Genomic DNA, 25,993 nt, shown 5'->3' with positions numbered 1-25,993 from the left:
CGAAGGCCGAGGACGCCGGGCGTACCGGTCCCGCGGCCGGAGCGGGCGGGAGCGGTTGGTCGATGTGGGCATCGGAACTGACGCTGCTGCTGCGCGGCGCCGCACCTGGGCGATGCTCGTGGCGCTCGCCGCGATTCCGGTGCTCATCGCTGTGGTGGTCAAGGTCTCTGCCGACCCGGTGCAGCCCGGCCAGGGGCCGCCGTTCCTTGACCGGGTCACCCAGAACGGGCTGTTCGTCTCGATCACCGCGCTGGTCGTGACGATCCCTCTGTTCCTGCCGCTGACCGTCGGGGTGGTCGCCGGGGATGCGGTCGCCGGTGAAGCCGGGCTGGGCACCTTGCGGTACCTGCTGCTCGCGCCGGTGCGGCGGGGGCGGCTGCTCCTGATCAAGTTCGCGGGCATTGCGATGTTCTGCGTGCTCGCCACGGCGGTGATCGTCACGGCTGGGTCGGTGATCGGGGCACTGCTCTTCCCGGTCGACCCGGTGCCGTTGCTCTCCGGGGACACCATCGGCGCCTGGGAGGCGCTCGGGCGAGCACTTCTCGTCGGCGCATTCGTGAGTGTGTCGATGCTGGGGCTGGGGGCGGTCGTCGGACTGTTCATCTCCACCCTGACCGTGGTGCCGGTGGGAGCGATGGCGGCCACGGTCGTGGTGGCGATCGTGATGCAGGTGCTCGGGGCGCTCGACCAGTTGGCATGGCTGCACCCGTGGCTGCTGAACTACTACTGGATGGACTTCGCCGACCTCCTGCGCCAACCGATCGCCTGGGGCTCCTTCGCCGACAGTGCGCTGCTGCAGGCGGGTTACGTGGCGGTGTTCGGCGCCCTGGCCTACGGACGGTTCGCCACCAAGGACGTGTTGTCCTGACCCAGGCGCGCAGCGCGCGATCGATCGCCGCCCATGGGTGCGACGCGGCTCGACCAAGAGGTCGCATACCTCAGCAGGGGCCCGGAGGAGCCGGGGAATTCTGATGGACCGCGCCGGGCGCGCCGCATTAGATTCAAGGAATGCAACGGGACAATGTGAGGTCCTTCATCTCCGGGGTGCTCTGCGCGAACAGCCTGCCTCATCTGGCCACCGCCGCCGCCGGACCAGCACATGAGTCCGCTGGGCGGGCGAACGTCGGGCCGGTGGGCGAACCTGGTGTGGGGCACCGCGAATCTCGCCGGCGGGCTGGCCCTGGTTTCGCGGCCGCCAGGTCGGGGTGGCCGCTGGGGGCCGCGGTACCGGGCATTCGGCCACGGCGTCGCGGCGTTCTCCCTGTGGGCTGCGGTGGCCGAGAACTTCTTCGCGATGAACGTCGACCCGTGACCTGACACCTGGGGGCACACGTGACAGTGCTCGACCGCCTGCCGGCGGAACATGGTGGCGGACGAGACGCTTGCGCGTCCGCGCTCCTGGCGTTGATGCAGGTCAGCGGGGTGTTGGGTAGGCCCCCCGGGGCTCGAACCCGGAACCCACGGATTAAAAGTCCGTTGCTCTACCCATTGAGCTAGAGGCCCGCGCAGGCGATGCTCCCACCGTGCGTGGGACCCAGGGTATCGCCGTCGGTGCACCGGTCGTAACACGGCCCGCCGGATGCCGCGTCGGGGGCGTCGGCGACGGCACAGGTGGGCACCGTGCCCGCTACGCCCCCGATACCACTGCGCGTCAGGGCAACCGCACCGCGGCGGCGTGATCATCGATCGGCAGCTCCCCCTCCAGGGTGGCCATCACCGACTGTGGGCCGAGCCGCACCCCGGCGCCGTAGGAGGACATGAACGCGGTATCGGCCGCGTCGCGCCCGGTGGCGATCCGCACCAGCGACTGCCGGGGGGCAAGCCGGGTGGCGTCGACCACCTGCCAGTGCCCCTCCACCCAGGCCTCGGCCACGGCGTGGAAGTCCATCGGGGACAGCCCCGGGGCGTACACGGCCGCACACCGGGCCGGCACATCCAGGCCGCGCAGCAATGCCACCACCAGGTGGGCGTAGTCCCGGCACACCCCGCGCCGGGCCAGCAGGGTGTCCACGGCTCCGTCGGTGAAGTGGGAGGATCCGCGCACGTAGGAGAGGCGCTCGTGGACGAACGCGGCGACGGCGTCCAGCAACTCCGGACCCTGCAGACCGTTGAACTCCTGGCGTGCGGTGGGCAGCAGCCGGTCGGACTCGGCGTAACGGCTGGGGCGCACGTAGGTGAGCAACTCGGTGGCTGAGGGCTCCTCCGCCTGCTCCGCACCCGCCCGGGAACCCCCGGTCACCTCGGCGCGGTAAGCCACCTCCACCTTGCCCGGAGCGTCCGCGCCGGCGTCGACGTCGAGCAGGTGGATGCGTCCGTGGTGGGGGGCTGGGGCCTCGGTCACCTCGACCGGGCTGCCGTCCATGCTCACCGTGAAGTCATCGCTGACCTGCAGCCCGGGCACCTTGGCCACGGCCACCATGAAGGCCACCCTGGTGTGACCGGTGGACATGGTGAAGGCGATGTCGGCGCGGATCGTCCGGTGCACGCGAGGTACCTCTCGAGTTAGGGGCCGCGGCCAGCGTAGGCCGTGCCGTCACCGTAAGCCACCGCAGGGTACCGGGCTGCGCCCTCATCACGCTGCGGCGTATCGTGACGTCCAGACCAACCACACCGTGACCCAGGGAGGATTCCGTGGAGCAGCATCGGTTCCGCCGCCCGGCGATGCTCACCCCCGAGCAGGCCGAGGCGATCGTCGGGGAGGAGGATCCGGCCGCGCGCTCTGAGATCGCCCACACCACTGCGCAAGCGATGGTCTCCGGTGGTCGGGAGGGCGCCGAGGACCCCGAACTGGTGGAGCGCCTGATCGCCCTGGTCGACACCGAGGGCCTGGAGGCGGTGGCCGAGATCTGGTCCCAGAGCCCCCCGGACACGCTGCCCGGGGCACTCTGGCGGCTGTACCTGCTGCGGGAGTGGGGCCGGCGGGACCCGGACACGATCGCGGAGCGGTTCCGGCTCGGTGCCAACCGCGCCGAGGTGGCCGGCGTGGTCGCCGGTGTGGCCGATCCGGTGGGACCCGAGGAGATCCGGCGCATGCTCGACGCCGTGCTGTCCGGGGTCTACCGTGGCGACCTCGGTGTGGCGCTGGAGCGGGCCGGGTCCTTCCTGCGGGTGCTGGCCACAGGTTCGGCCCTGGATGCGGACTGGGTGGATACCCACGACGCCGACACCGCCCAGATCCTCACCCGTCGCGCCGGGTCGCTGCTGGACACGGCGGCGGAACTGGAGGAGGCCGCATCGCTGCACCGAGCCGGACGGCTCACCTGATGGAGCCGGTGCGCACGCAGGAGTTGAGTCCTGCCCAGGTGGAGGCGGTGCGGAACCTTGCCCGAGACGTCGAGACCGACGACGGCGTGGCCGCCTTCGACGAGGACACCCTGCTCACCCTGACTCGCCCGGGCAGGCCCCGGTACCTCATTCCCGGCGGTGACGGCGCCGCACAGGGCCGCGACGGCGACACTGACGACGCGGACGACGTACTGGCCGGCTTCGCCCAGGTGAGTCTGGACTCGGCCGAGATCGCCGTGCATCCGCAGTTTCGCCGTCGGGGCCTTGGGAGCGCGCTGGTGCGCACGGTCCTGGCCGACCACCCCATGGTGCGTCTCTGGGCCCACGGGAACCTCCCGGGCGCCAGGGCGACCGCGGCCGCGCACGACCTGGTGGTGGTGCGCGAGCTCTGGCGGATGGGCCGTCCGTCGCCGCAGCCGGCGCAGATCGAGCCCGTGGTGGTGCCTGAGGACCTCCGGATCCGCACCTTCGAGGTCGGCGCCGATGAGGACGCCTGGCTGCAGGTGAACGCCCGAGCGTTCGCCGACCACCCCGAACAGGGCCGCCTGGACCACGCCGACCTGCGGGCCCGGCAGCAGCAGGACTGGTTCGACCCGACCACCTTCTGGCTCGCCGAGGACGCCGGCAGCGGGGAACTGCTGGGCAGCATGTGGGTCAAGATCACCGACGACGACGGTGCGCGCACCGGGGAAATCTACGCCCTCGGCGTCGATCCGGCCGCGCAGGGCCGCGGGGTGGGGACCGTGCTGACCGCGGTGGCCATGGACCACTTCGCCCGGACGGGCCCGGACCGACTCGAGTTGTACGTCGAGGGTGACAATGCCGCCGCGATCAGTACCTACCGGCGCGTGGGGTTCGAGCGGGACGCCATTCACGTGCAATACACCGCGACGACCTCCCCAGACCGCGAGCGACCTGCCACGATAGGGCCATGAGCGAGTCCGTAGGCAGCCGTGAGGGTGCGGTGACCACCACCCTGGCACAAGCGCCGGAGGTGCCGGAGGTGCCGGTGTCGACCGACGGTGCCCCGGAGCGCGCCGGCGAGGCTGAAGTCGAACTGCCTCCGGATCGGTTCGCCGACCGGGAACTGAGTTGGCTGCAGTTCAACGAGCGGGTGCTGGAACTGGCAGAGGACCCGGACATCCCGCTGCTGGAGCGGGTGCGGTTCCTGGCGATCTTCGCCTCCAACCTCGATGAGTTCTTCATGGTGCGGGTGGCTGGACTGAAACGGCGGATGGCCACCGGGATGGCCGTCACCGCCGCCTCCGGTCTGCTCCCGAGGCAGGTGCTGGAGATGATCTCGGCCAGCCCCATGAGCTCACCGCCCGCCATGCCGCCCTGTTCGCCGACGTCCTGCGCCCGGCGCTGGATGAGCATGGCATCACCTCGGTGCGTTTCGAGGAACTGCACGAGGCCGAGCAGGAGCGGCTGCACAAGTACTTCCGCAAGAACATCTTCCCGGTGCTGACCCCCCTGGCGGTGGACCCGGCCCATCCCTTCCCCTACATCTCCGGGCTGTCGCTGAACCTGGCCGTGATCGTGCGCAACCCGGCCACCGGTAAGGAACACTTCGCCCGCGTCAAGGTGCCACCCCTGCTGCCCCGCTTCATCGCAGTGGACCACCGGGGTCGCCCGCACCGGGTGCAGGATGCCCCGGACGATCACGGCGTGACCTCGCTGGTCCCGATCGAAGAGGTGATCTCCTCCTTCCTCTACTACCTCTTCCCCGGGATGGACGTGGTGGAGCACCACGCCTTCCGGGTCACCCGCAACGAGGACCTGGAGGTGGAGGAGGACGACGCGGAGAACCTCCTCAAGGCGCTGGAGAAGGAGTTGTTGCGTCGCCGCTTCGGTCCACCGGTGCGGCTTGAACTGGCCGCCGGGTTCGCCCCGCGGCTGCGGGAGATGCTGATCCGGGAGTTGTCGGTCTCGGAGTCCGACGTCTATGACGTTCCCGCCCCGCTGGACCTGACCGGGATGAACCTGGTGGCGGACCTGGACCGGCCCGAACTGAGTTACCCCAAGCATGTGGCCACCACCGCCCGTGGTCTGGCCGAGGTGGAGTCGGCCAACCCGACCGACTTCTTCGAGGCGATCCGCAACCGCGACATCCTGCTGCACCACCCCTACGACTCCTTCTCCACCTCGGTGCAGCAGTTCCTGTCCCAGGCCGCCGCCGACCCGAACGTCCTGGCCATCAAGCAGACCCTGTACCGCACCTCCGGGGACTCCCCGATCGTGGACTCCCTCATCGACGCCGCAGAGGCGGGCAAGCAGGTGCTGGCGATCGTGGAGATCAAGGCCCGGTTCGATGAGCAGGCCAATATCTCCTGGGCGCGCAAGTTGGAGCAGGCCGGGGTGCACGTGGTGTACGGCATCGTGGGCCTGAAGACGCACTGCAAACTTTCCCTGGTGGTTCGCCAGGAGGCCGACGGCCTGCGCCGGTACTGCCACGTGGGCACCGGCAACTACAACCCCAAGACCGCCCGGCACTATGAGGACCACGGGCTGCTCACCTGCAGCAGCGACGTGGGCCAGGACCTGACGCGGTTGTTCAACCAACTGTCCGGGTACGCACCCAAGTCCAAGTTCCACCGGCTGCTGGTGGCCCCCCGCTCCATCCGCGCCGGCCTGCTGGAGCGGATCGAACGGGAGATCGCCAACAAGAAGGCCGGCAAGCCGGCCTGGATCCGGTTCAAGATGAACTCCATCGTGGACGAGGCCTCGATCGATGCGCTCTACCGGGCCTCGGCGGCCGGGGTGCCGGTGGACCTGGTGGTGCGCGGCATCTGCGGGCTCAAGGCCGGGGTGCCGGGGATGAGCGAGAACATCCGGGTCCGGTCCATCCTGGGCCGCTTCCTGGAACACTCCCGTATCTACGCTTTCGCCAATGACGGTGACCCCGAGGTCTACATCGGCAGTGCCGATCTGATGCACCGCAACCTGGACCGACGGGTGGAGGTGTTGGTCCGGGTGGTCGATCCCGGTCAGGTCAACGACCTGGTCTCGTTGCTGGACCTCTCCGTCGACGACGGCACCGCCTCATGGTGGCTGGCGACCGGCGAGCAGGGCGAGCCGCACTGGCGGCGGGTCCACCAGGACTCCCGCGGCGAACCGTTGCTGGACCTGCAGGAGCATCTCATGGCGATCCGCCGTCGCACCGGTTCGGACCGCTGATCAGGTGGGCAAGAAGCGCGAGCGCGTCTACGCCGGCGGTGCCCTGGTGTGGCGGGTGAAGAAGCGCAGCCTGCAGGTGCTGCTGATCCATCGGCCCCGGTATGACGACTGGTCCTGGCCCAAGGGCAAGGTGGACGTGGGGGAGTGCCTGCCCGCGTGCGCGGCCCGGGAGGTGGCGGAGGAGACCGGGTACCACGTGGAACTCGGGTTGCCTCTGCCGGTGGTGCAGTACCCGTTGAACTCCACCAAGACCAAGGTGTGCGTGTACTGGGCGGCCCGGGTGATCGACGGCGATCGTGGGTCCGTGCGGGCGCGCGGCCGGATCGAGCCCGCCGAGGGTGAGGTGGACGAGGCCCGCTGGGTTGACGCCGGCAGGGCCTGGAAGATGCTCACCCGCAAGGCCGACCGGGAGCCGTTGGGTGCGCTGATCGATCTGCATGAGGATGGCTTCCTGGATACCTGGACGGTGTTGATCGCCCGGCACGGACGCGCCAAGAAGCGCTCGGCCTGGCAGAAGGGTGAGGACACCAGGCCGTTGACCAGACCCGGACATGCCCAGGCGCGGGCGCTGGTGCCGTTGCTGGCCGCCTACGGCGCCGAGGAGATCATCACCAGCCCGTGGGCACGCTGCCACGACACCGTGGTGCCGTACTCGCAGGCCTCCGGCATCGAGTTGTTCATGGCGCCGCAGATCACCGAGCACGCCGCGAAGGAGGACCCACGCAGCGTCCGTGAACTGGTGGCGGAGTTGCTCGGCCGCAGGGATGCCCCGGTGCTGATCTGCACTCACCGCCCGGTGATGCCGGCGATTCTGGACGCGGTGGAACGCAAGAGTCCGCACCGGGTGCTGCGGGTGCTGCCCGAGGCCGATCCCTATCTGCGCACCGGGGAGGTGCTGGTGCTGCATCTGGCCAGGCCGGGCAAGCGCAAGGTCCGGGTGGTCTCGATGGAGATGCACCGCCCCGCCAGCGCCAACGCCTGACCGGTCTCCGCCCGGCCGAGGCAACGTGCCCTTCCTCACACGCACTGTGACGGCGTGTTCATCCCGCGTTCACCTCCGCGGCCCCGGTCCGTCACCCGGGATGCCTAGCGTCACGTCTGTACCGCGCGGAGAACCGTGCGGAGACCTCGATCAGAACGGGACCAACGTGAAGGCTGGATTGAGCCGCCGAGTGGCGGGCGTCGCCTCGATCGGTGCGATGGCACTGGTACTCGCTGCCTGTGGGGGCGACAACGGCACGGACGACAACGGCACCGACACCGGCGCCGGAAACGACGTGGAACTGTCCGGCAGTATTGCCGGCGCCGGCGCGAGTTCGCAGGAGAACGCGATGGTGGGTTGGCAGGCCGGTTTCACCGAACGCACCGGAGTGGACGTCAACTACGACTCGGTGGGGTCGGGCACGGGGCGGGAGCAGTTCCTGAACGGAGCCACCCTGTTCGCCGGTTCCGACGCGATGTTCTCCCAGGAGGAGATCGACGCCGGCGCGGAACGCTGTTTCGGTGGTGACGTGATCGAACTGCCGCTGTACATCAGCCCGATCGCGGTCATCTATAACCTGCCCGGCGTGGAAGCCGAGCACCTCAACCTCGACTCGGACACCATCGCCGGGCTCTTCAACGGCGATATCACCAACTGGTCCGACCCGGCCATCGCTGAGGCCAACCCCGATGTGGACCTGCCCGACCTGGACGTCATCCCGGTGAACCGCTCGGACGACTCCGGCACCACGGACAACTTCACCGATTATCTGTCCAAGGCTGCCCCGGACGTCTGGCAGCACGAGCCGGACGGCGTCTGGCCCATCGACGGCACCCAGTCCGGTGCCCAGACCCAGGGTGTGATCGACGTGGTCAGCGGAGCCGCGGGCGCGATCGGCTACGCCGACGCCTCGCGTGCCGGTGACCTGGGCACCGTGGCCGTGGGTGTGGGCGATGAGTACGTTCCGTTCTCCCCGGAGGCCGCTGCCCAGGTGGTCGCCAACTCTCCGGCGGCCGAGACCGCCAGCGAGTGGCGCTTGACCGTGGACCTGGCGCGCGACACCGATGAGTCCGGTTCCTACCCGATCGTCCAGATCGCCTACTCCAGCCTGTGCTCGGTGTACGACGACGAGCAGGACGCGGCGAACGTGGCCGAGTTCTTCCGGTATGTAGCCAGCGAGGACGGCCAGAACCGGGCCTCCGATCCCGGCGTGGCCGGCTCGGCTCCGATCTCTCCGGAAATGCGTGAGCGGGTCGAGGAGATCCTCGACCAGATCTCGGTAGCCTGATCATTTGCCCAGGTTGACAGCGCACAGGTTGGTGCCGCAGGTTTGCTGCGGCACCAACCTGCCTGCGCGTAGTGGCATCCCGGTGTGCCGTAAGGAGCGTTCGTGAGCACCCTCACCAAGCCGCGACGGACGAGCACCCACGACCGCGAGCTCGCGGTACGACCGGGCAGGGCCCCGGGCAGGCTCGGCAACCGGATCTTCGCCGGGATCTCCACCGGCGCCGGCGTCGCGATCCTGGTGATCCTCGCGGCCGTCGCGGCGTTCCTCCTCTGGCGGTCCTGGCCGGCGCTGATCGCCAGCCAGGCGGACTACGACACCGTCAACATCATGCGCGGGCGCAGCCTCGCCGGCTATGTCGCACCGTTGCTGTTCGGCACCGTCCTGTCATCGGTGATCGCGCTGCTGATCGCGGTGCCGCTGAGCATCGGCATCGCCCTGTTCATCTCCCACTACGCCCCCCGCCGCCTCGCCCAGGGCCTGGGGTACCTGGTGGACCTGCTGGCCGCGGTGCCGTCGATCATCTTCGGGCTCTGGGGTATCCAGTTCCTGCAGCCGGTGCTGCATCCACTGTTCGACTGGCTCACGAACAACCTGGGCTGGATCCCGCTGTTCGCCGACTATCAGGCACCGGCGCGCAACATCATGACCGGCGGCATCGTGCTGGCGGTGATGATCCTGCCGATCATCACCGCGACCATCCGGGAGGTCTTCCTGCAGACACCCCGGTTGCACGAGGAGGCCTCCCTCGCCCTGGGTGCCACCCGTTGGGAGATGATCCGTCAGGCGGTGCTGCCGTTCGGGCGCTCGGGCATCATCTCTGCCGCCATGCTCGGGCTGGGCCGGGCCTTGGGCGAGACGATGGCCATCTTGATGGTCATCTCACCAGGGTTCATGATCAACTTCTATCTGCTGCAGCCGGGCCAGCACCAGTCGATCGCCGCGAACATCGCCAGCCAGTTCCCCGAGGCCTCCGGGCTGGGTGTGGATGTGCTGATCGCATCCGGTCTGATGCTCTTCGTCCTCACCTTCGGGGTGAACATGGCGGCCCGCGCCGTGATCGCCCGCCGCGCCGAGTTCTCCGGAGCGAACTGATCATGACCACGACTGCACAGGCGACCGGCGCCGTGGGCTCCCGCAGGCTCCCTGGATGGGCGCCCTGGGCCGTGCTGGGGGCCAGCCTGGTGGCCTCCCTCGGTCTGGGGATGCTCGGCGAGACCGGCCCGAGTGTCGCCGGGGTGCTGCTGGTCGGGACCCTGATCTTCGTCGTCGCCCTCACCGCGACCTCCCTGTTCGTGGAAGGTGAGCGGTACGCCAAGGACCGCCTGGCCACCACGTTGGTGACCGTGGCCTTCCTGCTCGCGCTGGTTCCGCTGGTCTCGGTGGTGTGGACGGTGCTGGCCAACGGCATCGGCGCGCTGTCGGCGGAGTTCTTCACCACCGACATGGTCGGGGTCTTCGGTCAAGACAGCGGCGGCGGCATCTACCACGCCATGATCGGCACCCTGTACGTCACCGGCATCGCCGCGGCCATCTCGATCCCGTTGGGAATCTTCACCGCGATCTACCTGGTCGAGTACGGCGGTGGGCGGATCAAGCGCGCCATCACCTTGCTGGTGGACGTCATGACCGGAATCCCCTCGATCGTGGCGGGGTTGTTCGCCTACTCCCTGTTCCTGCTGATCTTCGGGCCCGCCTACCGCTCGGCGCTGGTCGGCGGGATCGCGCTGGCGGTGCTGATGACCCCGGTGGTGGTGCGTTCGGTGGAGGAGATGCTGCGGTTGGTGCCCAACGAACTGCGCGAGGCCGCCTACGCGCTCGGGGTGCCGAAGTGGCTCACCATCGTCAAGGTCGTGTTGCGCACCGCGGTGGCCGGGATCACGACCGGTGTGATGATCGCGATAGCCCGGGTCACCGGGGAGACCGCCCCGCTGCTGATCACCGTCGGGCTGGCCAACAACGTCAATTACGACGCGTTCGACGGACGGATCGCCACTCTCCCGGTGTATGTCTACCGCCAGTACGCCCAGGGCGGGGCCAGCGTGGACCGTGCCTGGGGCGCGGCGCTGACGCTGATCGCCATCGTGATGCTGCTGAACCTGATCGCCAGGCTGGTCAGCCGCTACTTCTCCCCGAAGGGCATCTCATGACCCGCCCCGTTCCCACTCGCGCACGCGTGTTCCAGCAGGAGGTATGAGTTGTGTCCAAGCGCATCGATGTCACTGACTTGAACGTCTTCTACGGTGACTTCAAGGCCGTGGAGGACGTCACGATGGTGATCGAGGCCCGATCGGTGACCGCACTGATCGGGCCCTCCGGCTGCGGCAAGTCCACTTTCCTCCGCACCATGAACCGGATGCACGAGGTGATTCCAGGGGCCTACGTCACCGGGAGGGCCGTCATGGACGGCCAGGACCTGTACGCACCGGGGATAGACCCGGTGGTGGTTCGTCGCCAGGTCGGCATGGTGTTCCAGCGGCCTAACCCCTTCCCTACGATGTCCATCTACGACAACGTGCTGGCCGGGGTGAAACTGAACAACCGGCGGATGAAGAAGTCCGACGCCGACGACCTTGCCGAGTCGGCGCTGACCGGGGCGAACCTGTGGAGCGAGGTCAAGGACCGGCTCGACCGGCCCGGGTCATCCCTGTCCGGTGGCCAGCAGCAGCGCCTGTGCATCGCCCGGGCGATCGCCGTCCAACCGGAGGTGCTCCTGATGGATGAGCCGTGCTCGGCGCTGGACCCGATCTCCACCCTGGCCATCGAGGACCTGATCCACGAGTTGAAGAACGACTACACGATCGTGATCGTGACCCACAACATGCAGCAGGCCGCCCGGGTCTCGGACCGCACCGGCTTCTTCTTCAACATCGCCGGGACCGGCAAGCCGGGCCGGCTGATCGAGATGGATGACACCGCCACGATGTTCTCCGCCCCCTCGGTCCAGGCCACCGAGGACTACATCTCCGGTCGGTTCGGCTGAGCACGACCCCTCCTGTGCCTCGCCCGGGGAACCTACCGCCCGGGGAACCTACCGCCCGCTGTCCTGGAAGCCGCCGGTGGTGGTGCCCTCGGGGAGGTAGGCCACGCACCAGACGTCCCGCCCGCCGGTGTTCTGCCAGCTCTCCTGCGTCGGCCGGAACCAGTCCAGACGCAACTGTGAGTCGGCGTAGTCGATCCCCACGAACTCGGTGAAGGCCTCCAGACACCCGGGTTCGGCGACGTCGTCGATCGCCTCCTGGCCGGGGAAGGTCTCGAAGTCCACCTCGAAGGTTCCCACGAACTGGGCGCTGTGCTCCTGCTCGCAGTCCACCACCTCCACGCCCGCACGCGGGGCCTCCTGGAGCTGGTCCCATTGGGCGCATGGCGCCCACCTGCACCGATTCGGTGCTGCAACCGGCCAGCGCTCCCGCCAGCATGGCCACCGTCGCGAGGGCCGCCAGCAGTGGCCCGCGGCGGGCGCGCATCAGGACTCCTTGAGGTAGATCGACTCCACGATGTTGGCCACCTTCTCGAAGTGGTCGGCAGCGGCTTCCAGGGAGTCGACCACCGTACGGATCTTGATCAGCTGCACCACCCCGGCCGGGCTGTCCAGGTACTGCGGGTCGGTGAACAGGTCCGCGGTGAGCCCGCGGTAGATCCGGTCGGCCTGGTTCTCCAGCCTGTTCACCTCGATCCAGTACGCCTCCAGCCCGTTCATCTTCCGCAACTGGGGCATCGCCGCAGCGGTCAGTTCCGCGGCCCGCTGCAGCGTGGCGACCTGATCGGTCACCGCCTCGGGCAGCTCGCCGATGCGGTAGAGCACCACCGCGTCGGTGGCCTCCTCCATGGAGTCCATGCAGTCGTCCATCGAGGAGGTGAGGTCATACAGGTCGTCCCGGTCGAACGGGGTGGCCGAGGAGCGGTTCAGGTGCCGGATGATGGCGTGGGTGGACTCATCCGCCAGGTGCTCCACGTCGCGCATCCGGTTGGCCAGTGCCGGACGCTCAGCCGGTTCGGAGCCGATCAACTGGGCGAGGATGTCCGCACCGGTGACCAGGTGGTCGCCCAACTCGGTGAGCAGGTCGAAGTAGACCCTGCGGGGGGTCAGGGTGAGTCGCACTCATCTGTTCCGATCTGTACAGGCCTTTGCCCAGCAGCGTAGGCCAGCGATGCACATCCCAGGCAGGGGGTCGCACCCGGAGGTGAGGTTGATGACACCGGGCCGCCCAGCGCCTGACGGCGCGAAGGCCGCTCGTAGCGGCTGATGTTGGAGCCCGGGGCTAGCGCGACCCGGCGTCGCATCCAGTGTAAAGGCACCTGCCGGGTGCGCACGACGGCGGAATCCGAGCCGGTGTGCGCCGCACCTGACATCGGGTCATGCCGGGCACTCGTGTTCACCCCCTCCGGGGTATGCCGGTAGCGTTCGCCCCAGGAGCCGCGGTGTCCTGCCCGGCAGCAGCCGCACCGGAGAGAGGGGGTCGAGCGCACGTGCTGAGCAAGTCCTTCCGCGCCGTGGTCACCGCCACCGCCTCGGCCGGGGTGGGGCTGACGGCATTCGGGGACCGGCCGCTGCTGATCACCACGGTGGCCGGGATGGGCGGCATATTCGCACTCGGCTGGCCGGGACTGCTCGGACTGCCGGCCCGTCAGGGCACCTCGGTGCTGTTGCTGGCCACGATAGCCGCAGGGGTGTCGCTGCAGTGGCTCACCGGTGACCTGGCCTATGCCGCACTCGGGTTCGGGGTCGTCGTCGTGGCCGCCTTCGTCCTGCAACTGCTGCGCCGCGACGGCCGCCCCCGGTTGGTGGAGTCCGTCGCCGGGGCGGTCACGGGTGCGGCCGTGCTGACCTCCGGCGTGGGGTGGCTGGCGGTGGGCACCGGTCCGAGTCGGTTGGGCTGTTGCTGGTGGGGGCGGTGACCCTCGCGGCTGCGGCGATCGTCACCGCGATCCCGCTGCCCGCCACCTGGGGGTGGCTGGTCACCACCGCGGTCGCGGCAGGGGTGGGCCTGGGGGTGGGAACCGTGATCATCGCGGTGGGCCCGGTCACCGGGGTGCTGGTCGGGCTCGTGGCCGGCGTCCTCAGTGCGGCCGTGCATCACCTGCTGGGTCAGTTCCCCGCCTCGGTGCGGGCGTGGCCGGCGTTATCGGCGGCCGTGCTCCCGGTTTTGGTCTGCGGTGCGCCGGTGTACGTGCTGGGCCGCATCCTGCTCCTGCTGTGATGGCGCGATAGCATCGCAGGTGTGGCATTCCAACTTCCTGACGACCTGGCCCCGGAGGCGTACCCGCTCGCCTGGCTGATCGGCCGCTGGCGCGGTCCCGGCTTCGTGGCCTACCCCGACATCCCCCAGCGCGGGGTTCTCGTCGACGTGGAGTTCGGTCACGACGGCGGCCCGTACCTGACCTACAGGTGCACCACCCACCTGCTGGAGAGCCCGCTGGAGTCCCTGGAGGGGGACATCGACGTCGCGGCGCTGCAGGCCGGGCAGGTCTGGAGCGCCGAATCCGGCTACTGGCGGGTCGCCCCGACCGACGCAGGCACCGACGGCAAAGGGAACGGAACGCCCGACGGCGGCGTCCCGGCGCACGCGCTGGAGGTGCTGCTGGCCGAACCCAGCGGGCACGTGAACGTCTACCTGGGCCAGGTCCAGGGCCCCCGGGTGGAACTGAGCACCGACCTGATCGCCCGCACCTCGACCGGCGCCGACATCGCGGCCGCGGCCCGGATGTACGGCCTGGTGCGGGGGGAACTGATGTGGGCGACCGACCTGGCCGCGTTCGGCCACGAGTTGCAGTCCTACTCCTCGGGCCGGCTGCAGCGACACGAGTGAAGGAGAGCGCGATGAGTGCCAGTGCGTTGATGACCAGGCAGGGCGCCGTAGCCGCTGCGGACCCTGATGAGGGTGTAGCCGCGCACTACGGCGAGCCCATGCACGAACAGCGCGCCCTCGAGCAGGGCCGGGCGGTAGTGGACCTGTCCCACCGGGGCGTGGTCACCGTGGCCGGTGCCGACCGGCTTACCTGGCTGCACTCGATCACCTCCCAGCACCTCAACGCCCTGGAGCCGGGGATGAGCACCGAGATGCTGGTGCTGGACCCCCACGGCCGGGTCGAGCACGCCGCCGCCGTCATCGACGACGGCGCCACGACGTGGCTGATCACCGAGTCCGGGACCGCAGCGGGACTGGTGGCGTACCTGGAGTCGATGAAGTTCGCGATGCGGGTGGAGGTCGGCGCTCGCACCGACCTGGCCGTGCTCGGCACCAGCGCGCACGGGCCCACGATCGACGGTGCGCTGATTCAGTGGCGCGACCCGTGGCCGGTGACCGCCCCGGGATCGACCCGCTACGGGCCGGACGATCACGAGCACCCCGGCGCCCAGTGGCAGGGGGCGTTGTGGCTGGTGCAGCGCGACGATCTGCCGGCCGCGGTGAGCCAGGCCGAGGGAGCTGGTGCGCGCCTGGCCGGGGTGTGGGCCTGGGAGGCATTGCGGGTGGCCACCTGGCGGCCACGGCACGCCCGGGAGTGCGATGAGCGCACGATCCCGCACGAGTTGGACTGGCTCCGCACCGCCGTGCACCTGGAGAAGGGGTGTTACCGGGGCCAGGAGACGATCGCCCGGGTGTTCACCATGGGCCGGCCCCCGCGCCGGCTGACGATGCTGCACCTGGATGGCTCCGAGCACATCACCCCCGAACCGGGGGCCACGGTCGTGCACGGTGAGCGCGAGGTCGGCAGGGTCACGAGCGTGGTCCGTCACCACGAGCTGGGTCCGGTGGCCCTGGCGGTGCTGAAGCGGTCGGTGGATCCCGAGGCCACGCTGAGCGTGGAGGGCCTCGCCGCCGGGCAGGAGACGATTGTGACCCCGGAAGGTTTCGGCACCGGGCGACCACCTCCCCAGGACAGGCCGCGACCGAACCCGGCGCTGCGTCGTCGTCCCTGATCGAGTGGGCCGTGAAGCGACGGGCGTGGGGCCGGTCCGAACCGGACCCCGGGGGGACACCCCCGGTGCCCTCGGTGGAACGTCCCACATTGCGCCAGGTCCGGGTTTCGGCACTGGCGCGGGCCCGTCGGGGGCTGCGCCGCACCCGTAGCGACCTGTGGCCGATCCTGACCGCGGCGGCAGCCGCCGGTGTCGCCTATGCCATCGCGTTGTACGGTCTGGGGCACCGCTACCCGCTCTTCGCCGCCATCGCGGCGTGGATCAGCCTGGGGTTCAGCCACGACCGCCGCCCCCGCAAGGTCGCTGAACTGGCCTTCGGCGTGGCGATCGGGGTGTTCTTCGGGGAGGCCTTCTCCGCCCTGTTCGGGTCCGGCCCGATCCAGATCGGCGTGGTGCTGGTCCTGGCCGTGCTCGCGGCGCGGCTGATCGATGCCGGGCAGATGCTGGCGATCCAGGCCGGGGTGCAGTCGGTGGTGGTGGTGGCCCTTCCGGGATACCTGTTCGGCGTCACCGGGGCCATGGACCGGTGGTTGGACGCGGTGATCGGTGGGGTGGTGGCCCTGGCGGTGGCGGCGCTGCTGCCGATCGACGTGCGCAAGCAGGTGCGCTCGCTGGCCCGCGCGGCGCTGCAGGAGGTTTCCCGGACACTGGGTGGGGTCGCCCGGGGCCTGGCCGCCCAGGATCCCACCGCGGTGGGTGATGCCCTCGTGCAGGCCAGGGGTTCCCAGGCGGTGCTGGATGAGTGGCATGAGGTGGTGCGCGGATCCTTGGCCGCCACCCGGTTCACCCCGCAGTGGCTGCGGCACGACGACGAGATGACGCGGCTGGACCGGGCCGCGATGCTGTGTGACCGGGCGATGCGCAACACCCGCGTGCTGACCAGGCGGGCCAGCGCCGTCGCGATGGATCCCGACGACGGGGCGCTGCTGGCCGACCTGCTGGAACAGACCTCCGCGGCCGCCGAGGCGTTGGGCACCGAACTGGGCAACAACGACGACCCCGCGAAGGTGCGCCCGCAGTTGGTGCGGATCGCCGGACAGTTGGACCCGCAGGCCTTCTCCGGCTGGCGGGCCCAGACCGAGGTGGCGCTGCTGCGCTCCCTGCTGGTGGATCTGCTGGGCATCACCGGCTGGACCGGGGAGGAGTCGCGGGCGGCACTGGCCGAGCCCGGTTCACTCGGGGAGTGAGGCCACCTGCCCGGATATCGGTACCGCGGCCGGTACGCCGCGGCTAGGGTGTACAGCATGGACGTCCCCGTCAGTACATTCCGGTCCCAACTCAAGCACTGGATCGAGCGCGTGGGGGCGGGCGAAGAACTCATCATCACCGAACGAGGGGTGCCGGTGGCCCGGCTCACCGGTGTCGACGGAGCGGACCTGATCGCCTCCCTGGAACGGGATGGCCTGTTGTCCGCCCCCGAGGCGGACCGGCCCAGCGCACCCGCGGTGGAGGGCAGGCACTCCTCCGTCTCGGAGCTGGTTCGCCGGTTGCGACGATGAGCCTGGTCTACTTCGACTCCAGTGCGCTGCTGGCGCTGGTGCACCACGAGAGCACCTCGGCCCTGGTGCGCGCTCTATGGGACCGGGCCGACGCGGTGTTCGCCTCCCGGCTGGCCGACGCCGAGGTGCGTGCGGTGCTGCGCGCCGGGGAGCGCAGTGGCAGGGTGAGCAAGGAAGTAGCGGGGCAGGCGCTGGAGCGCTGGCACCGGATGTGGCCCGCGCTGCGCAAGGTCGAGGTCACCGCGGCGATCGCCGAACGGGCGGCGGACCTGGCCGAGGAGCACGGGCTTCGTGCCGGGGACGGAATCCAGATGGCCTCGGTGGAGTTGCTCGCCCCGGCCAACCCGATCGTGGCCCTCACCGACGCCCGCCTCGCGGGCGTGGCCACCGCCTTGGGCCTGCGCGTGCTCCCGCAGCAGTAACCCTCGACGGACGTGCGCCCGGCTCCGCCTGCGCGTGGGCTGATCGCGTGGGCTGAACTAGAGTCATGGGGTGATCGTCGTCGGCACCATTCAGAACTACCTGTTCCTCGCGCTGTCCCTGGTGGTGGTGGGCATGTGCGCACTCGCGCTGTTCGATGCGCTGCGACGCCCCGGGGAGGCATTCAGTTACGCGGAGAAGCGCACCAAAGGCTTCTGGGCCGGTATCCTGGCTCTCGCCCTGCTGTTGGCCTTCCTCGGCATCCCGCCGCCACTGGGCCGTTCGGGCCTGATCATCTTCCTGGTACTGGCGGCGGTGCCGGCCGGGATCTATCTGGCCGATGTGCGCCCGGCGGTTCGTCACTACCGGGACAACCGTGGCGGTGGAGGATCGCCTTGGTGAATCCGGGTCAGCCCCACACCGTCGTTCCCGCCCCGTCCGTGCCGCACCCGATCAACCCGGGCGCGCCCCTGGCCTGGGTGGTGCGCGGCGACCTCACCGAATCGGTGCACACCGGCCATCTGAGCACTCTGCACGCCGACGGCAGCACCGGGCTGAGCGTGGGCGCGCCGGCGCAGACCATGTTCCCGCGCTCGTCGGTGAAGCCGGTGCAGGCGCTCGTGGCGCTGCGCACCGGGGTGGTGCTGGAACCGGAACAGATCGCCCTGGCATGCGCCTCCCACAGCGGGGAGGCGGCACACCTGGAGGTGGTCCGAGCGATCCTGGCCCGCGCCGGGTTGAGCGAGGCCGACCTGGGCAACACCCCGGATCCGCCGTTGTCGGCCCAGGCCGCGCGCGCCTGGCGCGACGCGGGCCACGAGCCCTCCTCGCTCACCCAGAACTGCTCGGGCAAGCACGCGGTGATGCTGGCGACCTGCGTGCACAACGGCTGGCCCACCGACACCTACCTCGACCCGGCGCACCCGCTACAGCAGGCGGTCGTGGCCACGATCGCCGAGCTGACCGGCGTCGCGGTGGGCCACCTGGCCGTCGACGGGTGCGGAGCGCCATTACCCTCGACCACCACTGAGGGGCTCGCCCGGGCCTTCGCGACCCTGGCCACCGCGCAACCGGAGTCACCGGAGGGTCGCGTCGCCGCCGCCATGCGGGCGCACCCGTATCTGGTCGGGGGACAGGGCCGGGACGTCACCGAGGCGATGCGGCAGGTGCCCGGTCTGATCGCCAAGGACGGCGCCGAGGGCGTCTACGCCGCGGCCCTGCCCGATGGGCGCGCCCTGGCCTTCAAGATCGCTGACGGCGGCTCCCGGCCCCGCCCCGCGGTGCTCGCGGCGGCGCTGGGCGTGCTGGGCGAGGAAGCGCCCCCCGAGGGATGGCCCTGGGCGCGGGTGCCGGTACTGGGCCACGGCCGGCCGGTGGGGCAGGTGGTCCCCGCCGTCGGGTCCGCCACCGGGGGGAACTGAACGGTGCGTGCCGTACTGCAACGCGTCAGCTCCGCTTCGGTGGAGGTGGAGGGGCAGGTGGTGGGGCAGATCGGTACCGGCCTGCTCGCCCTGATCGGGGTGACCACACCGACACCGAGGCGGATGCGCAGCTCATCGCCCGCAAGATCGCCGACCTGCGGATCCTGCGCGGTGAGACCTCCCTGACCGAGAACCCCGACGCCGGGGTGCTGGTGATCAGCCAGTTCACCCTGTACGGGCAGACCCGCAAGGGCCGCCGCCCCACCTGGTCCGAGGCGGCCCCTGGTGAGGTCGCGGAGCCCTTGGTGGGCGCCGTCATCGAGGACCTGCGCGGGCGCGGCCTGACCACCCGGACCGGGGTGTTCGGTGCGGACATGGCCGTGTCGCTGGTCAACGACGGCCCGGTCACGCTGGTGCTGGAGAGCTGATCGGCCCCGTCCGGGCCGATCAGCCGATCACGCCGCTGGCGAACACGGGCAGGAAACCCCTGTGCCCACGGTTAGCATCAATGTATCTGCCACGACCAGTCTTGCCCTGGTCCCGGCCCTTGGGAGCTGTACATGTTCGAAAGATTCACCGACCGAGCCCGTCGCGTCGTCGTCGTCCTCGCCCAAGAAGAGGCGCGGATGCTGAACCACAACTACATCGGTACCGAGCACATCCTGCTCGGTCTCATCCACGAGGGTGAGGGTGTCGCCGCCAAGGCCCTGGAGTCGCTGAGCATCTCCCTGGAGGCCGTGCGTCAGCAGGTGCAGGAGATCATCGGGGAGGGCCAGCAGGCTCCCTCGGGGCACATCCCCTTCACCCCGCGCGCCAAGAAGGTGCTGGAGCTCTCCCTGCGTGAGGCCCTGCAACTCGGACACAACTACATCGGCACCGAGCACATCCTGCTCGGCCTCATCCGTGAGGGCGAGGGCGTGGCCGCCCAGGTGCTGACCAAACTCGGCGCGGACCTGAACCGGGTCCGTCAGCAGGTGATCCAGTTGCTCTCGGGATACCAGGGCAAGGAAGCCGTCTCCACCGGTGGGCCCAGCGAGGGTACCCCGTCCGGTTCGGCGGTGCTGGACCAGTTCGGCCGGAACCTCACCCAGGCCGCCCGCGACTCCAAGCTCGACCCGGTGATCGGGCGGGGCAAGGAGATCGAGCGGGTGATGCAGGTGCTCTCTCGCCGCACCAAGAACAACCCGGTGCTGATCGGTGAGCCCGGCGTCGGAAAGACCGCCGTGGTGGAGGGCCTGGCCCAGGACATCGTGCGCGGCGACGTGCCCGAGACCCTGAAGGACAAGCAGCTCTACACCCTTGACCTGGGTGCGCTGGTGGCCGGCAGCCGTTACCGCGGTGACTTCGAGGAACGCCTGAAGAAGGTGCTCAAGGAGATCCGTACCCGCGGAGACATCATCCTGTTCATCGACGAGATCCACACCCTGGTCGGCGCCGGTGCAGCCGAGGGTGCGATCGATGCCGCCTCCATCCTCAAGCCGATGCTGGCCCGCGGTGAACTACAGACCATCGGGGCCACCACCCTGGAGGAGTACCGCAAGCACATCGAGAAGGACGCCGCGCTGGAGCGCCGTTTCCAGCCGATCCAGGTCGACGAACCCACGTTGGCGCACGCGATCGAGATCCTCAAGGGTCTGCGCGACCGGTACGAGGCACACCACCGGGTCACCATCACCGACCCGGCCCTGGTCTCCGCCGTGCAGCTGGCCGACCGGTACGTCAACGACCGGTTCCTGCCGGACAAGGCGATCGACCTGATCGATGAGGCCGGCGCCCGGTTGCGGATCCGCCGGATGACCGCCCCACCGGAACTGAAGGAGCTCGACGACCAGATCGCCGAGGCGCGCCGCAGCAAGGAGTCGGCGATCGACGATCAGGACTTCGAGCGTGCCGCCCGGCTGCGCGATGAGGAGAAGAACCTCACCGCCACCCGCGCCGAGAAGGAGAAAGCCTGGAAGTCCGGCGACCTGGACACCGTGGCCGAGGTGGATGAGGAACTCATCGCCGAGGTGCTGGCGATGTCCACCGGTATCCCGGTGTTCAAGCTCACCGAGGAGGAGTCCTCGCGCCTGCTGAACATGGAGACCGAACTGCACAAGCGGATCGTGGGCCAGGACGCCGCCGTGAAGGCGCTGTCCCAGGCGATCCGGCGCACCCGAGCCGGGCTGAAGGACCCCAAGCGTCCCGGTGGTTCGTTCATCTTCGCCGGCCCCACCGGTGTGGGGAAGACCGAACTGGCCAAGGCGCTCGCGGAGTTCCTGTTCGGTGATGACGACGCGCTCATCCAGCTGGACATGAGCGAGTTCTCCGAGAAGCACACCGTCTCGCGCCTGTTCGGTTCTCCGCCCGGGTACGTCGGTTACGAAGAGGGTGGACAGCTGACCGAGAAGGTGCGGCGCAAGCCGTTCTCGGTGGTCCTCTTCGATGAGGTGGAGAAGGCCCACGCGGACATCTTCAACTCGCTGCTGCAGATCCTCGAGGACGGCCGGTTGACCGACTCCCAGGGTCGCATGGTGGACTTCAAGAACACCGTGATCATCATGACCACCAACCTGGGGACCCGTGACATCGCCAAGGGACTGCTCACCGGCTTCCAGGCCGGAGGGGATCTGTCCACCAACTACGAGCGGATGAAGATCAAGGTCAACGACGAACTCAAGCAGCACTTCCGTCCTGAGTTCCTCAACCGCGTCGACGACGTGATCGTCTTCCCCCAGCTCTCCCGCGAGGAGATCCACCAGATCGTGGACCACATGGTCGGTGCGCTGGCCACTCGCTTGGCGGACAAGGACATGACGATCGAACTCAGCCCCGCTGCCAAGGAACTGCTGGCCGATCGTGGCTACGACCCGGTGCTCGGTGCCCGGCCGCTGCGCCGCGCGGTGCAGCGTGAGATCGAGGACCAACTCTCCGAGAAGATCCTCTACGGCGAACTCACCGCGGGCCAGAAGGTCTACGTGGACGCCACCGGAGAGGGTCTGCTGGCCGAGTTCACGTTCACCGGGGTGGACAGCGACGAGCCCGCCAAGGAACTCGAGGCCGCAGAGCCGGTCGCTGCGGCGGTCGGCGCGGGTTCGCCCAACAGCACTGCTGAGGACGCCCCCGCACGACGAGGACTGAGTTCCGCCCGCCCCTGGGCCCAACCGTCGAACGCCCCGTGCACCCCGTGCACGGGGCGTTCGCGTTCCCCACCCCCGGCCCCGCACCCCCAAACCCGGGGGCGCTGAGACCGGTCACGCGATCGACCGGCCTCACGGGCGATCGACCGGTCTCATTTGCGCCGCAGCCGCCCTCCCGTGGTACCGAGCGCCGGTCCGGCGGCCGCCGGCCGGATGGTGAGATGGCCGCGCAGCCGCTGGAACGATGCCGATGGGCTGGTTAGCGTGCCTGATGTGAGGGATTCGCACGGCGCTGCCACCTCGGCTGCCCCCGGGTTGCCGGTCGAGGTCGACCCGTCGACCCCCGAGGTCGACCTGGTGATCGTGGGGGGAGGGCCGCGGGCCGTGGCCACCGTGGCCCGCCTGGCCGCGCGGTTGCGCCCGGAGGAGCCGTTCGGCGCTCCCGCGCCCTCCGGTGATCCGGCGCTGCGGGTCGCGATCATCGACGCGGTCCAGGTGGGCGCCGGCGCCACCTGGCGGACCGACCAGCACCCGCTGCTGCTGAACAACACCTACAGCGCCCAGACCACCGCGCACGCCGACGCCAGCACCGACCAGGACGGTCCGTTGGTGCCGGGGCCGGACCTGGTGCAGTGGGCGGCCACCTGCTCGCACGCCCCGACGCAGCGCTACCTCGGTATCGGCCCGGAGCGACCGGCATGGCTCGGCGCCGAACTCGCCGCATTGCGCCCGGAGTCCTACCCGACCCGGCGGCTGCAGGGGGTCTACTACCGCGACCAGCTCGCCGAGGCCGCCCGCCGCGGGGGAATCGAGGTGTGGCACATCGAGGGCACCGCGACCGACATCGCCGTGGCCGGCGCCGAGCCGGCCACCCGCGCCCACGAAACACCTGGCCGCACCGGCACCAGCACAGTGGGTGGGCGCCGCCTCGTCCGGCTCACCGGCGCCCACCGGGTAGCCGTCGACGGACCCCGCGGACACCGCGCGCCCATCACCCCGAGCCGGTCGCCGCGATCAGCGCCCCCCTGGTGGTCCTGGCCCAGGGCATGATCCAGGCCGAGCCGTCGGATCAGACCCGCGCCCGCACCGACCGGGCGCGCAGGCAGCGACTGCTCTATGTGCCCCCGGGGATGCCATCGGAGCGGGACTGGACCCAGGTGCCCGGCGACGGCCAGGACGTGCTGGTGGCGGGGATGGGGGCGAACTTCTTCGACGTGATCGGCATCCTCACCGCCGGTCGCGGGGGCCGCTTCACGCTGGCGGACAGCGGCGCACAGGCTGATACCGCCGGGTTCGCCGCCCTCGACGGCGGTGCAGGTGGCCCGGCCGCCGGCGCGCCGCTGCACTACGAACCCTCCGGCGCGGAACCGCGGCTGCTGGTGGGATCCCGGCGCGGTCTGCCCTACCGCGGCAAGGGCGCCTATCCCACCGGTATGCCCCCGCCGTGGCGACCCCGGATCGCCACCGCCGGAGCCCTCGCGGACGCCTGCCGTGGCCGTGTCCGGGATCTGCGCACCCAGGTCTGGCCGCTGTTGGCCGCCGAGTTCGCGGCCGCGCACCTGATCACCTTGGCTGCCCACCACCGCCACGCCGTGGTCGACGGGGTGGATGAGGCCGCGATCATCGCCGCGCTCAGCCGCGGCACCGATCCCGCCGCCGTCGTCGCCGATCTGGTCACCGCACCCGGTTACGACCTGGACGTGGACCGGCTGGACCGGCCCGCGCCCGTGGCGGACCCGCAGCAGTGGGACGGCTGGGTGCGCACGTGGTTGGACCAGGAACAGGCCTCGATCGCGAACCCGCTCACGTCCCCGCGCAACGCGGTGAACCGGGCGATGGCCACCCTGCGAGTCCTACTCGGGCGCCATGTGGCCGCCGGGGCACTGGACGGGCGCGCCCGGCTGGTCCAGTACGAGGACTGGTTCGTGCCGTTGGGCCTGACCCTGGCCTCCGGCCCGCCGCCGCGGCGTACCGCTCAACTGCTGGCGCTGGTGCGCGCCGGAGTGGTGCAACTCCTGGGGGAGAGCCTGCTCATCGAGCCCGACGACGACGGCTTCCGGGCCCGCACGCGCGTTCACCCCGGGGGGGTGGTCACCCGGGCGCTGCTGGAGACCCGGATGTCCCGGGGCCAGGTGCCGGGCACGTCCGACCCGCTGCTGTCCACGTTGATGGGCAGCGGCCGCGCCCGGCTGCACCGGGTCCCCGACACCACCAGGGCCGGTGGGTGGGCAGCGACCACCACCGTGGATGTCACCCCTGACGAGTTTGCACTGATCGATGCTGCGGGCCGGACGGATCCGGACGTGCTGGTGCTGGGAATCCCGGCCGAGGCGGTCCAGCCGGGCTCGGCGATCGGGGCGACCCCCGGGGTCCCCTCGCCGCTCCTGGCGGGCGCGGACCGGGTGGCCGCCCAGGCGCTGGAGCGGATCGCCGTCCCGGTTTGAGGGGGCGGAAAGGTGGGCTCAGCGCACTCCCCGGCGCACGCGCAGCAGCGGCAGCCCGGCGGCAGCGACGATGATCGCCACACCTGCCCAGTTCAACGCCGAGATGGTCTCGCCGAACAGTGCCGCGCCCAGCAGCAGGGCCACCACCACCTCCCAGTAGGAGGTCCTGGACAACTCGGCGGTGCGCAGGTGCTTGCCGGCCAGCACCAGCAGGCCCAGGGCCAGCAGGCCGCAGACCGCGAAGAACGTCAGGGCCCAGGCCCAGTTGGCCGGGGTCATCGCGCTCAGGTCCGGGCGGGTGAGGGCCACCATGGCCCCGGTGGCCAGGGTGCCGAAGGTGAAGTTCCAGAAGCTCCGCACGTCGGCGGGCATGTCCGCGCGGAACCGGTAGCACAGCAGCGCGGCTCCGTACAGCACCCCTGAGGCAACCCCGAGCAGCACCCCGAGCAGGTGGTTCTCCGAGGCGGTGGTCGGCCCCTCGATCAGCCCGGCCACCAGCATCATGCCGGTGAATGCGGCCGCCAGCGTCAACGTCTCGGCGCGGGTGGGGGACTCCTTCAGGACCACCCGCGCCAGGATGGTTGCCAGCACCGGGCCGAGATAGAGCAGCGCCACGGCCAGGGCCAGGTCGGTCAGCACGGTGGCCGAGAGCATCAGCGCGAAGGACAGGCCGAGGAAGACCCCGCCCAGTACGACGGCGGGCGACAACCTGGTCTGCCGCAGCAGGTGCCGGCGCCCGGTGATGGTGAGCAGCACGAGGATGCCCAGGGCCCCCACCAGCATCCGGCCCATGGTCAGTGCCTCACCCATCACCTCACCTGGAGGGCTGGACAGCCGCCCGAAAACCCCGGCCGTGCCCATCGCGGTGGTCGAGGCGAAGATCGCGATCAGGCCCAGCGCACGGTTGGGACGACGCGAGGCAGCGGGCGGGCGTGGAGCCGGTGTGGCAGGCGCCGCAGAAGTCGCTGCAGCCGGAACGGTAGGGGCCGGTGTATCGGTGAACGTTGCCAAGGATCTCCTCGGGACGGGCGCAGGCACGCCAAGCGGTCAGGTGGTTCCCCGCTCTGTCATCGGACCTGAGAGATTTCGCGGGCACGCCCGCCTGCACCATCGGTGAACCCCGCAGGGTTACTTTTCAGAGGAGCCTGGCCGTCGGCGGTCTGGGTGCCTGAGAGATTCCCGGGGAGGTTGCTCCGTCGGCGCCCGCTCGTGCGGGCTCTCCCGCCACGGCTGAAGTGGCATGTTCAGTTCTGCCCCGATTATGCCACCCGCTGCGCTTGTCCGATGTGGCCCGCCTCACTCCTGCTGCACGGAACCGCACCGACGCGGCCGGCGGTGACGCGGCCTGCGGTTGCGCGGGTGCCTGCCCTACCCCGGGGGATCGCCGCGAAACTGTGCCGCGACGCGGTTCCCGCGCGACGAGTGCTCAGGTGGACACG

General features: G+C 70.1%; 24 protein-coding genes, 1 tRNA gene, 3 pseudogenes and 1 riboswitch. Of the genes and pseudogenes, 23 read left to right on the top strand and 5 right to left on the bottom strand.

Going from position 1 to position 25,993, the window contains the following annotated elements; all coding sequences use genetic code 11:
- Window positions 1–64 precede the first annotated feature (64 nt).
- Both ACRRRO_RS04960 and ACRRRO_RS04955 read left to right on the top strand, forming a co-directional pair.
- The gene (locus tag ACRRRO_RS04960) at window positions 65–868 is read left to right on the top strand and encodes an ABC transporter permease (protein WP_434081155.1); all 804 of its coding nucleotides are present in this window, start codon (window positions 65–67) and stop codon (window positions 866–868) included.
- A 231-nt stretch (window positions 869–1,099) separates the two neighbouring features.
- Window positions 1,100–1,312, top strand: coding sequence for a hypothetical protein (locus ACRRRO_RS04955; RefSeq protein WP_434081154.1), 213 nt, complete (start codon window positions 1,100–1,102; stop codon window positions 1,310–1,312).
- A 118-nt stretch (window positions 1,313–1,430) separates the two neighbouring features.
- Here the strand turns inward: ACRRRO_RS04955 and ACRRRO_RS04950 are convergent.
- Together ACRRRO_RS04950 and ACRRRO_RS04945 are read right to left on the bottom strand one after the other, a co-directional pair.
- Window positions 1,431–1,503 (bottom strand) — tRNA-Lys (locus ACRRRO_RS04950).
- Window positions 1,504–1,651: 148 nt separating this feature from the next.
- Entirely contained in the window at window positions 1,652–2,485 is an 834-nt protein-coding gene (locus ACRRRO_RS04945; protein ID WP_424796593.1) for a transglutaminase-like domain-containing protein, read from the bottom strand.
- Window positions 2,486–2,631: 146 nt separating this feature from the next.
- Between ACRRRO_RS04945 and ACRRRO_RS04940 the strand changes: the two genes are divergently transcribed.
- From ACRRRO_RS04940 to pstB, 8 genes and pseudogenes are all read left to right on the top strand, one after another.
- On the top strand, window positions 2,632–3,264 hold the full coding sequence (locus ACRRRO_RS04940) for a hypothetical protein (protein WP_424796592.1): 633 nt from the start codon (window positions 2,632–2,634) through the stop codon (window positions 3,262–3,264).
- 8 nt (window positions 3,265–3,272) lie between these two features.
- Window positions 3,273–4,220, top strand: coding sequence for a mycothiol synthase (gene mshD, locus ACRRRO_RS04935; RefSeq protein ID WP_424796591.1), 948 nt, complete (start codon window positions 3,273–3,275; stop codon window positions 4,218–4,220).
- Window positions 4,217–6,462: pseudogene (locus ACRRRO_RS04930) on the top strand (RNA degradosome polyphosphate kinase). Before mshD ends, ACRRRO_RS04930 begins: the two are co-directional and overlap by 4 nt.
- A 4-nt stretch (window positions 6,463–6,466) precedes the next feature.
- A complete protein-coding gene (locus ACRRRO_RS04925) occupies window positions 6,467–7,444 on the top strand; it encodes an NUDIX hydrolase (protein ID WP_424796589.1) in 978 nt (325 codons plus the stop codon).
- A 217-nt stretch (window positions 7,445–7,661) separates the two neighbouring features.
- Window positions 7,662–8,732: a phosphate ABC transporter substrate-binding protein PstS gene (gene pstS, locus ACRRRO_RS04920; RefSeq protein ID WP_424796588.1), complete on the top strand. Its 1,071-nt coding sequence runs from the start codon at window positions 7,662–7,664 to the stop codon at window positions 8,730–8,732.
- Window positions 8,733–8,834: 102 nt separating this feature from the next.
- Window positions 8,835–9,824, top strand: coding sequence for a phosphate ABC transporter permease subunit PstC (pstC, locus tag ACRRRO_RS04915; protein ID WP_424796587.1), 990 nt, complete (start codon window positions 8,835–8,837; stop codon window positions 9,822–9,824).
- A 2-nt stretch (window positions 9,825–9,826) separates the two neighbouring features.
- Window positions 9,827–10,879, top strand: coding sequence for a phosphate ABC transporter permease PstA (gene pstA / locus ACRRRO_RS04910; RefSeq protein WP_424796586.1), 1,053 nt, complete (start codon window positions 9,827–9,829; stop codon window positions 10,877–10,879).
- Window positions 10,880–10,929: 50 nt separating this feature from the next.
- On the top strand, window positions 10,930–11,712 hold the full coding sequence (gene pstB, locus ACRRRO_RS04905) for a phosphate ABC transporter ATP-binding protein PstB (protein ID WP_434081153.1): 783 nt from the start codon (window positions 10,930–10,932) through the stop codon (window positions 11,710–11,712).
- 48 nt (window positions 11,713–11,760) lie between these two features.
- On the opposite strand, the pseudogene ACRRRO_RS04900 reads toward pstB, so the two are convergent.
- Both ACRRRO_RS04900 and ACRRRO_RS04895 read right to left on the bottom strand, forming a co-directional pair.
- A pseudogene (locus ACRRRO_RS04900) lies at window positions 11,761–12,081 on the bottom strand (septum formation family protein); the annotation flags it as partial.
- Window positions 12,082–12,195: 114 nt separating this feature from the next.
- A complete protein-coding gene (locus tag ACRRRO_RS04895) occupies window positions 12,196–12,831 on the bottom strand; it encodes a DUF47 domain-containing protein (RefSeq protein ID WP_424796584.1) in 636 nt (211 codons plus the stop codon).
- A 368-nt stretch (window positions 12,832–13,199) separates the two neighbouring features.
- Here ACRRRO_RS04895 and ACRRRO_RS04890 point away from each other — a divergent pair, with 368 nt between their 5' ends.
- The 13 genes and pseudogenes from ACRRRO_RS04890 (at window position 13,200) to ACRRRO_RS04830 (ending at window position 24,554) form a co-directional block, all read left to right on the top strand.
- On the top strand, window positions 13,200–13,628 hold the full coding sequence (locus tag ACRRRO_RS04890; protein ID WP_434081152.1) for a hypothetical protein: 429 nt from the start codon (window positions 13,200–13,202) through the stop codon (window positions 13,626–13,628).
- Window positions 13,625–13,930 (top strand): hypothetical protein, encoded by a 306-nt coding sequence (locus ACRRRO_RS04885; protein ID WP_434081151.1) that lies wholly within the window; start codon window positions 13,625–13,627, stop codon window positions 13,928–13,930. Before ACRRRO_RS04890 ends, ACRRRO_RS04885 begins: the two co-directional genes overlap by 4 nt.
- Before the next feature lie 21 nt (window positions 13,931–13,951).
- On the top strand, window positions 13,952–14,539 hold the full coding sequence (locus ACRRRO_RS04880) for an FABP family protein (RefSeq protein WP_424796582.1): 588 nt from the start codon (window positions 13,952–13,954) through the stop codon (window positions 14,537–14,539).
- Between the two features lie 11 nt (window positions 14,540–14,550).
- On the top strand, window positions 14,551–15,651 hold the full coding sequence (locus ACRRRO_RS04875; protein ID WP_424786440.1) for a YgfZ/GcvT domain-containing protein: 1,101 nt from the start codon (window positions 14,551–14,553) through the stop codon (window positions 15,649–15,651).
- A 74-nt stretch (window positions 15,652–15,725) separates the two neighbouring features.
- Window positions 15,726–16,838, top strand: a complete 1,113-nt coding sequence (locus ACRRRO_RS04870) for an FUSC family protein (RefSeq protein ID WP_424796581.1) — start codon at window positions 15,726–15,728, stop codon at window positions 16,836–16,838.
- Between the two features lie 57 nt (window positions 16,839–16,895).
- Complete coding sequence (locus tag ACRRRO_RS04865) at window positions 16,896–17,150, top strand: type II toxin-antitoxin system Phd/YefM family antitoxin (protein WP_424786438.1); 255 nt, start codon at window positions 16,896–16,898, stop codon at window positions 17,148–17,150.
- Complete coding sequence (locus ACRRRO_RS04860) at window positions 17,147–17,572, top strand: type II toxin-antitoxin system VapC family toxin (RefSeq protein ID WP_424786437.1); 426 nt, start codon at window positions 17,147–17,149, stop codon at window positions 17,570–17,572. The genes ACRRRO_RS04865 and ACRRRO_RS04860 overlap by 4 nt, the downstream gene beginning before the upstream one ends.
- A gap of 70 nt (window positions 17,573–17,642) precedes the next feature.
- Window positions 17,643–17,972, top strand: a complete 330-nt coding sequence (locus ACRRRO_RS04855) for a DUF2516 family protein (protein WP_424790284.1) — start codon at window positions 17,643–17,645, stop codon at window positions 17,970–17,972.
- Window positions 17,969–18,991 carry an asparaginase gene (locus ACRRRO_RS04850; protein WP_424796580.1) on the top strand — a complete coding sequence of 341 codons (1,023 nt, stop codon included), beginning with the start codon at window positions 17,969–17,971 and terminating at the stop codon, window positions 18,989–18,991. Before ACRRRO_RS04855 ends, ACRRRO_RS04850 begins: the two co-directional genes overlap by 4 nt.
- Window positions 18,992–18,994: 3 nt before the next feature.
- Window positions 18,995–19,419, top strand: a pseudogene (gene dtd / locus ACRRRO_RS04845) (D-aminoacyl-tRNA deacylase).
- 132 nt (window positions 19,420–19,551) lie between these two features.
- Entirely contained in the window at window positions 19,552–22,218 is a 2,667-nt protein-coding gene (locus ACRRRO_RS04840; RefSeq protein ID WP_434081150.1) for an ATP-dependent Clp protease ATP-binding subunit, read from the top strand.
- A 165-nt stretch (window positions 22,219–22,383) separates the two neighbouring features.
- On the top strand, window positions 22,384–23,160 hold the full coding sequence (locus tag ACRRRO_RS04835) for an FAD/NAD(P)-binding protein (protein ID WP_434081149.1): 777 nt from the start codon (window positions 22,384–22,386) through the stop codon (window positions 23,158–23,160).
- Window positions 23,139–24,554: a hypothetical protein gene (locus ACRRRO_RS04830; protein WP_434081148.1), complete on the top strand. Its 1,416-nt coding sequence runs from the start codon at window positions 23,139–23,141 to the stop codon at window positions 24,552–24,554. Before ACRRRO_RS04835 ends, ACRRRO_RS04830 begins: the two co-directional genes overlap by 22 nt.
- An 18-nt stretch (window positions 24,555–24,572) precedes the next feature.
- On the opposite strand, the gene ACRRRO_RS04825 is transcribed toward ACRRRO_RS04830, so the two are convergent.
- Entirely contained in the window at window positions 24,573–25,592 is a 1,020-nt protein-coding gene (locus ACRRRO_RS04825; protein ID WP_424796576.1) for a DMT family transporter, read from the bottom strand.
- Between the two features lie 108 nt (window positions 25,593–25,700).
- A riboswitch (glycine riboswitch) is annotated at window positions 25,701–25,788 on the bottom strand.
- Window positions 25,789–25,993: the final 205 nt, after the last annotated feature.

The organism is Sanguibacter sp. Z1732, from assembly GCF_051020515.1.
Classification (GTDB): domain Bacteria; phylum Actinomycetota; class Actinomycetes; order Actinomycetales; family Beutenbergiaceae; genus CALKWS01.
This window is presented reverse-complemented; position numbering and strand designations above follow the sequence as displayed.

Coding starts and splice junctions, on each gene's coding strand:
- ACRRRO_RS04860 (WP_424786437.1), top strand. CDS start 17,147: ATGAGCCTGGTCTACTTCGACTCCAGTGCGCTGCTGGCGCTGGTGCAC.
- ACRRRO_RS04875 (WP_424786440.1), top strand. CDS start 14,551: ATGAGTGCCAGTGCGTTGATGACCAGGCAGGGCGCCGTAGCCGCTGCG.
- ACRRRO_RS04955 (WP_434081154.1), top strand. CDS start 1,100: ATGAGTCCGCTGGGCGGGCGAACGTCGGGCCGGTGGGCGAACCTGGTG.
- ACRRRO_RS04840 (WP_434081150.1), top strand. CDS start 19,552: ATGTTCGAAAGATTCACCGACCGAGCCCGTCGCGTCGTCGTCGTCCTC.
- pstA (WP_424796586.1), top strand. CDS start 9,827: ATGACCACGACTGCACAGGCGACCGGCGCCGTGGGCTCCCGCAGGCTC.
- pstS (WP_424796588.1), top strand. CDS start 7,662: ATGGCACTGGTACTCGCTGCCTGTGGGGGCGACAACGGCACGGACGAC.
- ACRRRO_RS04865 (WP_424786438.1), top strand. CDS start 16,896: ATGGACGTCCCCGTCAGTACATTCCGGTCCCAACTCAAGCACTGGATC.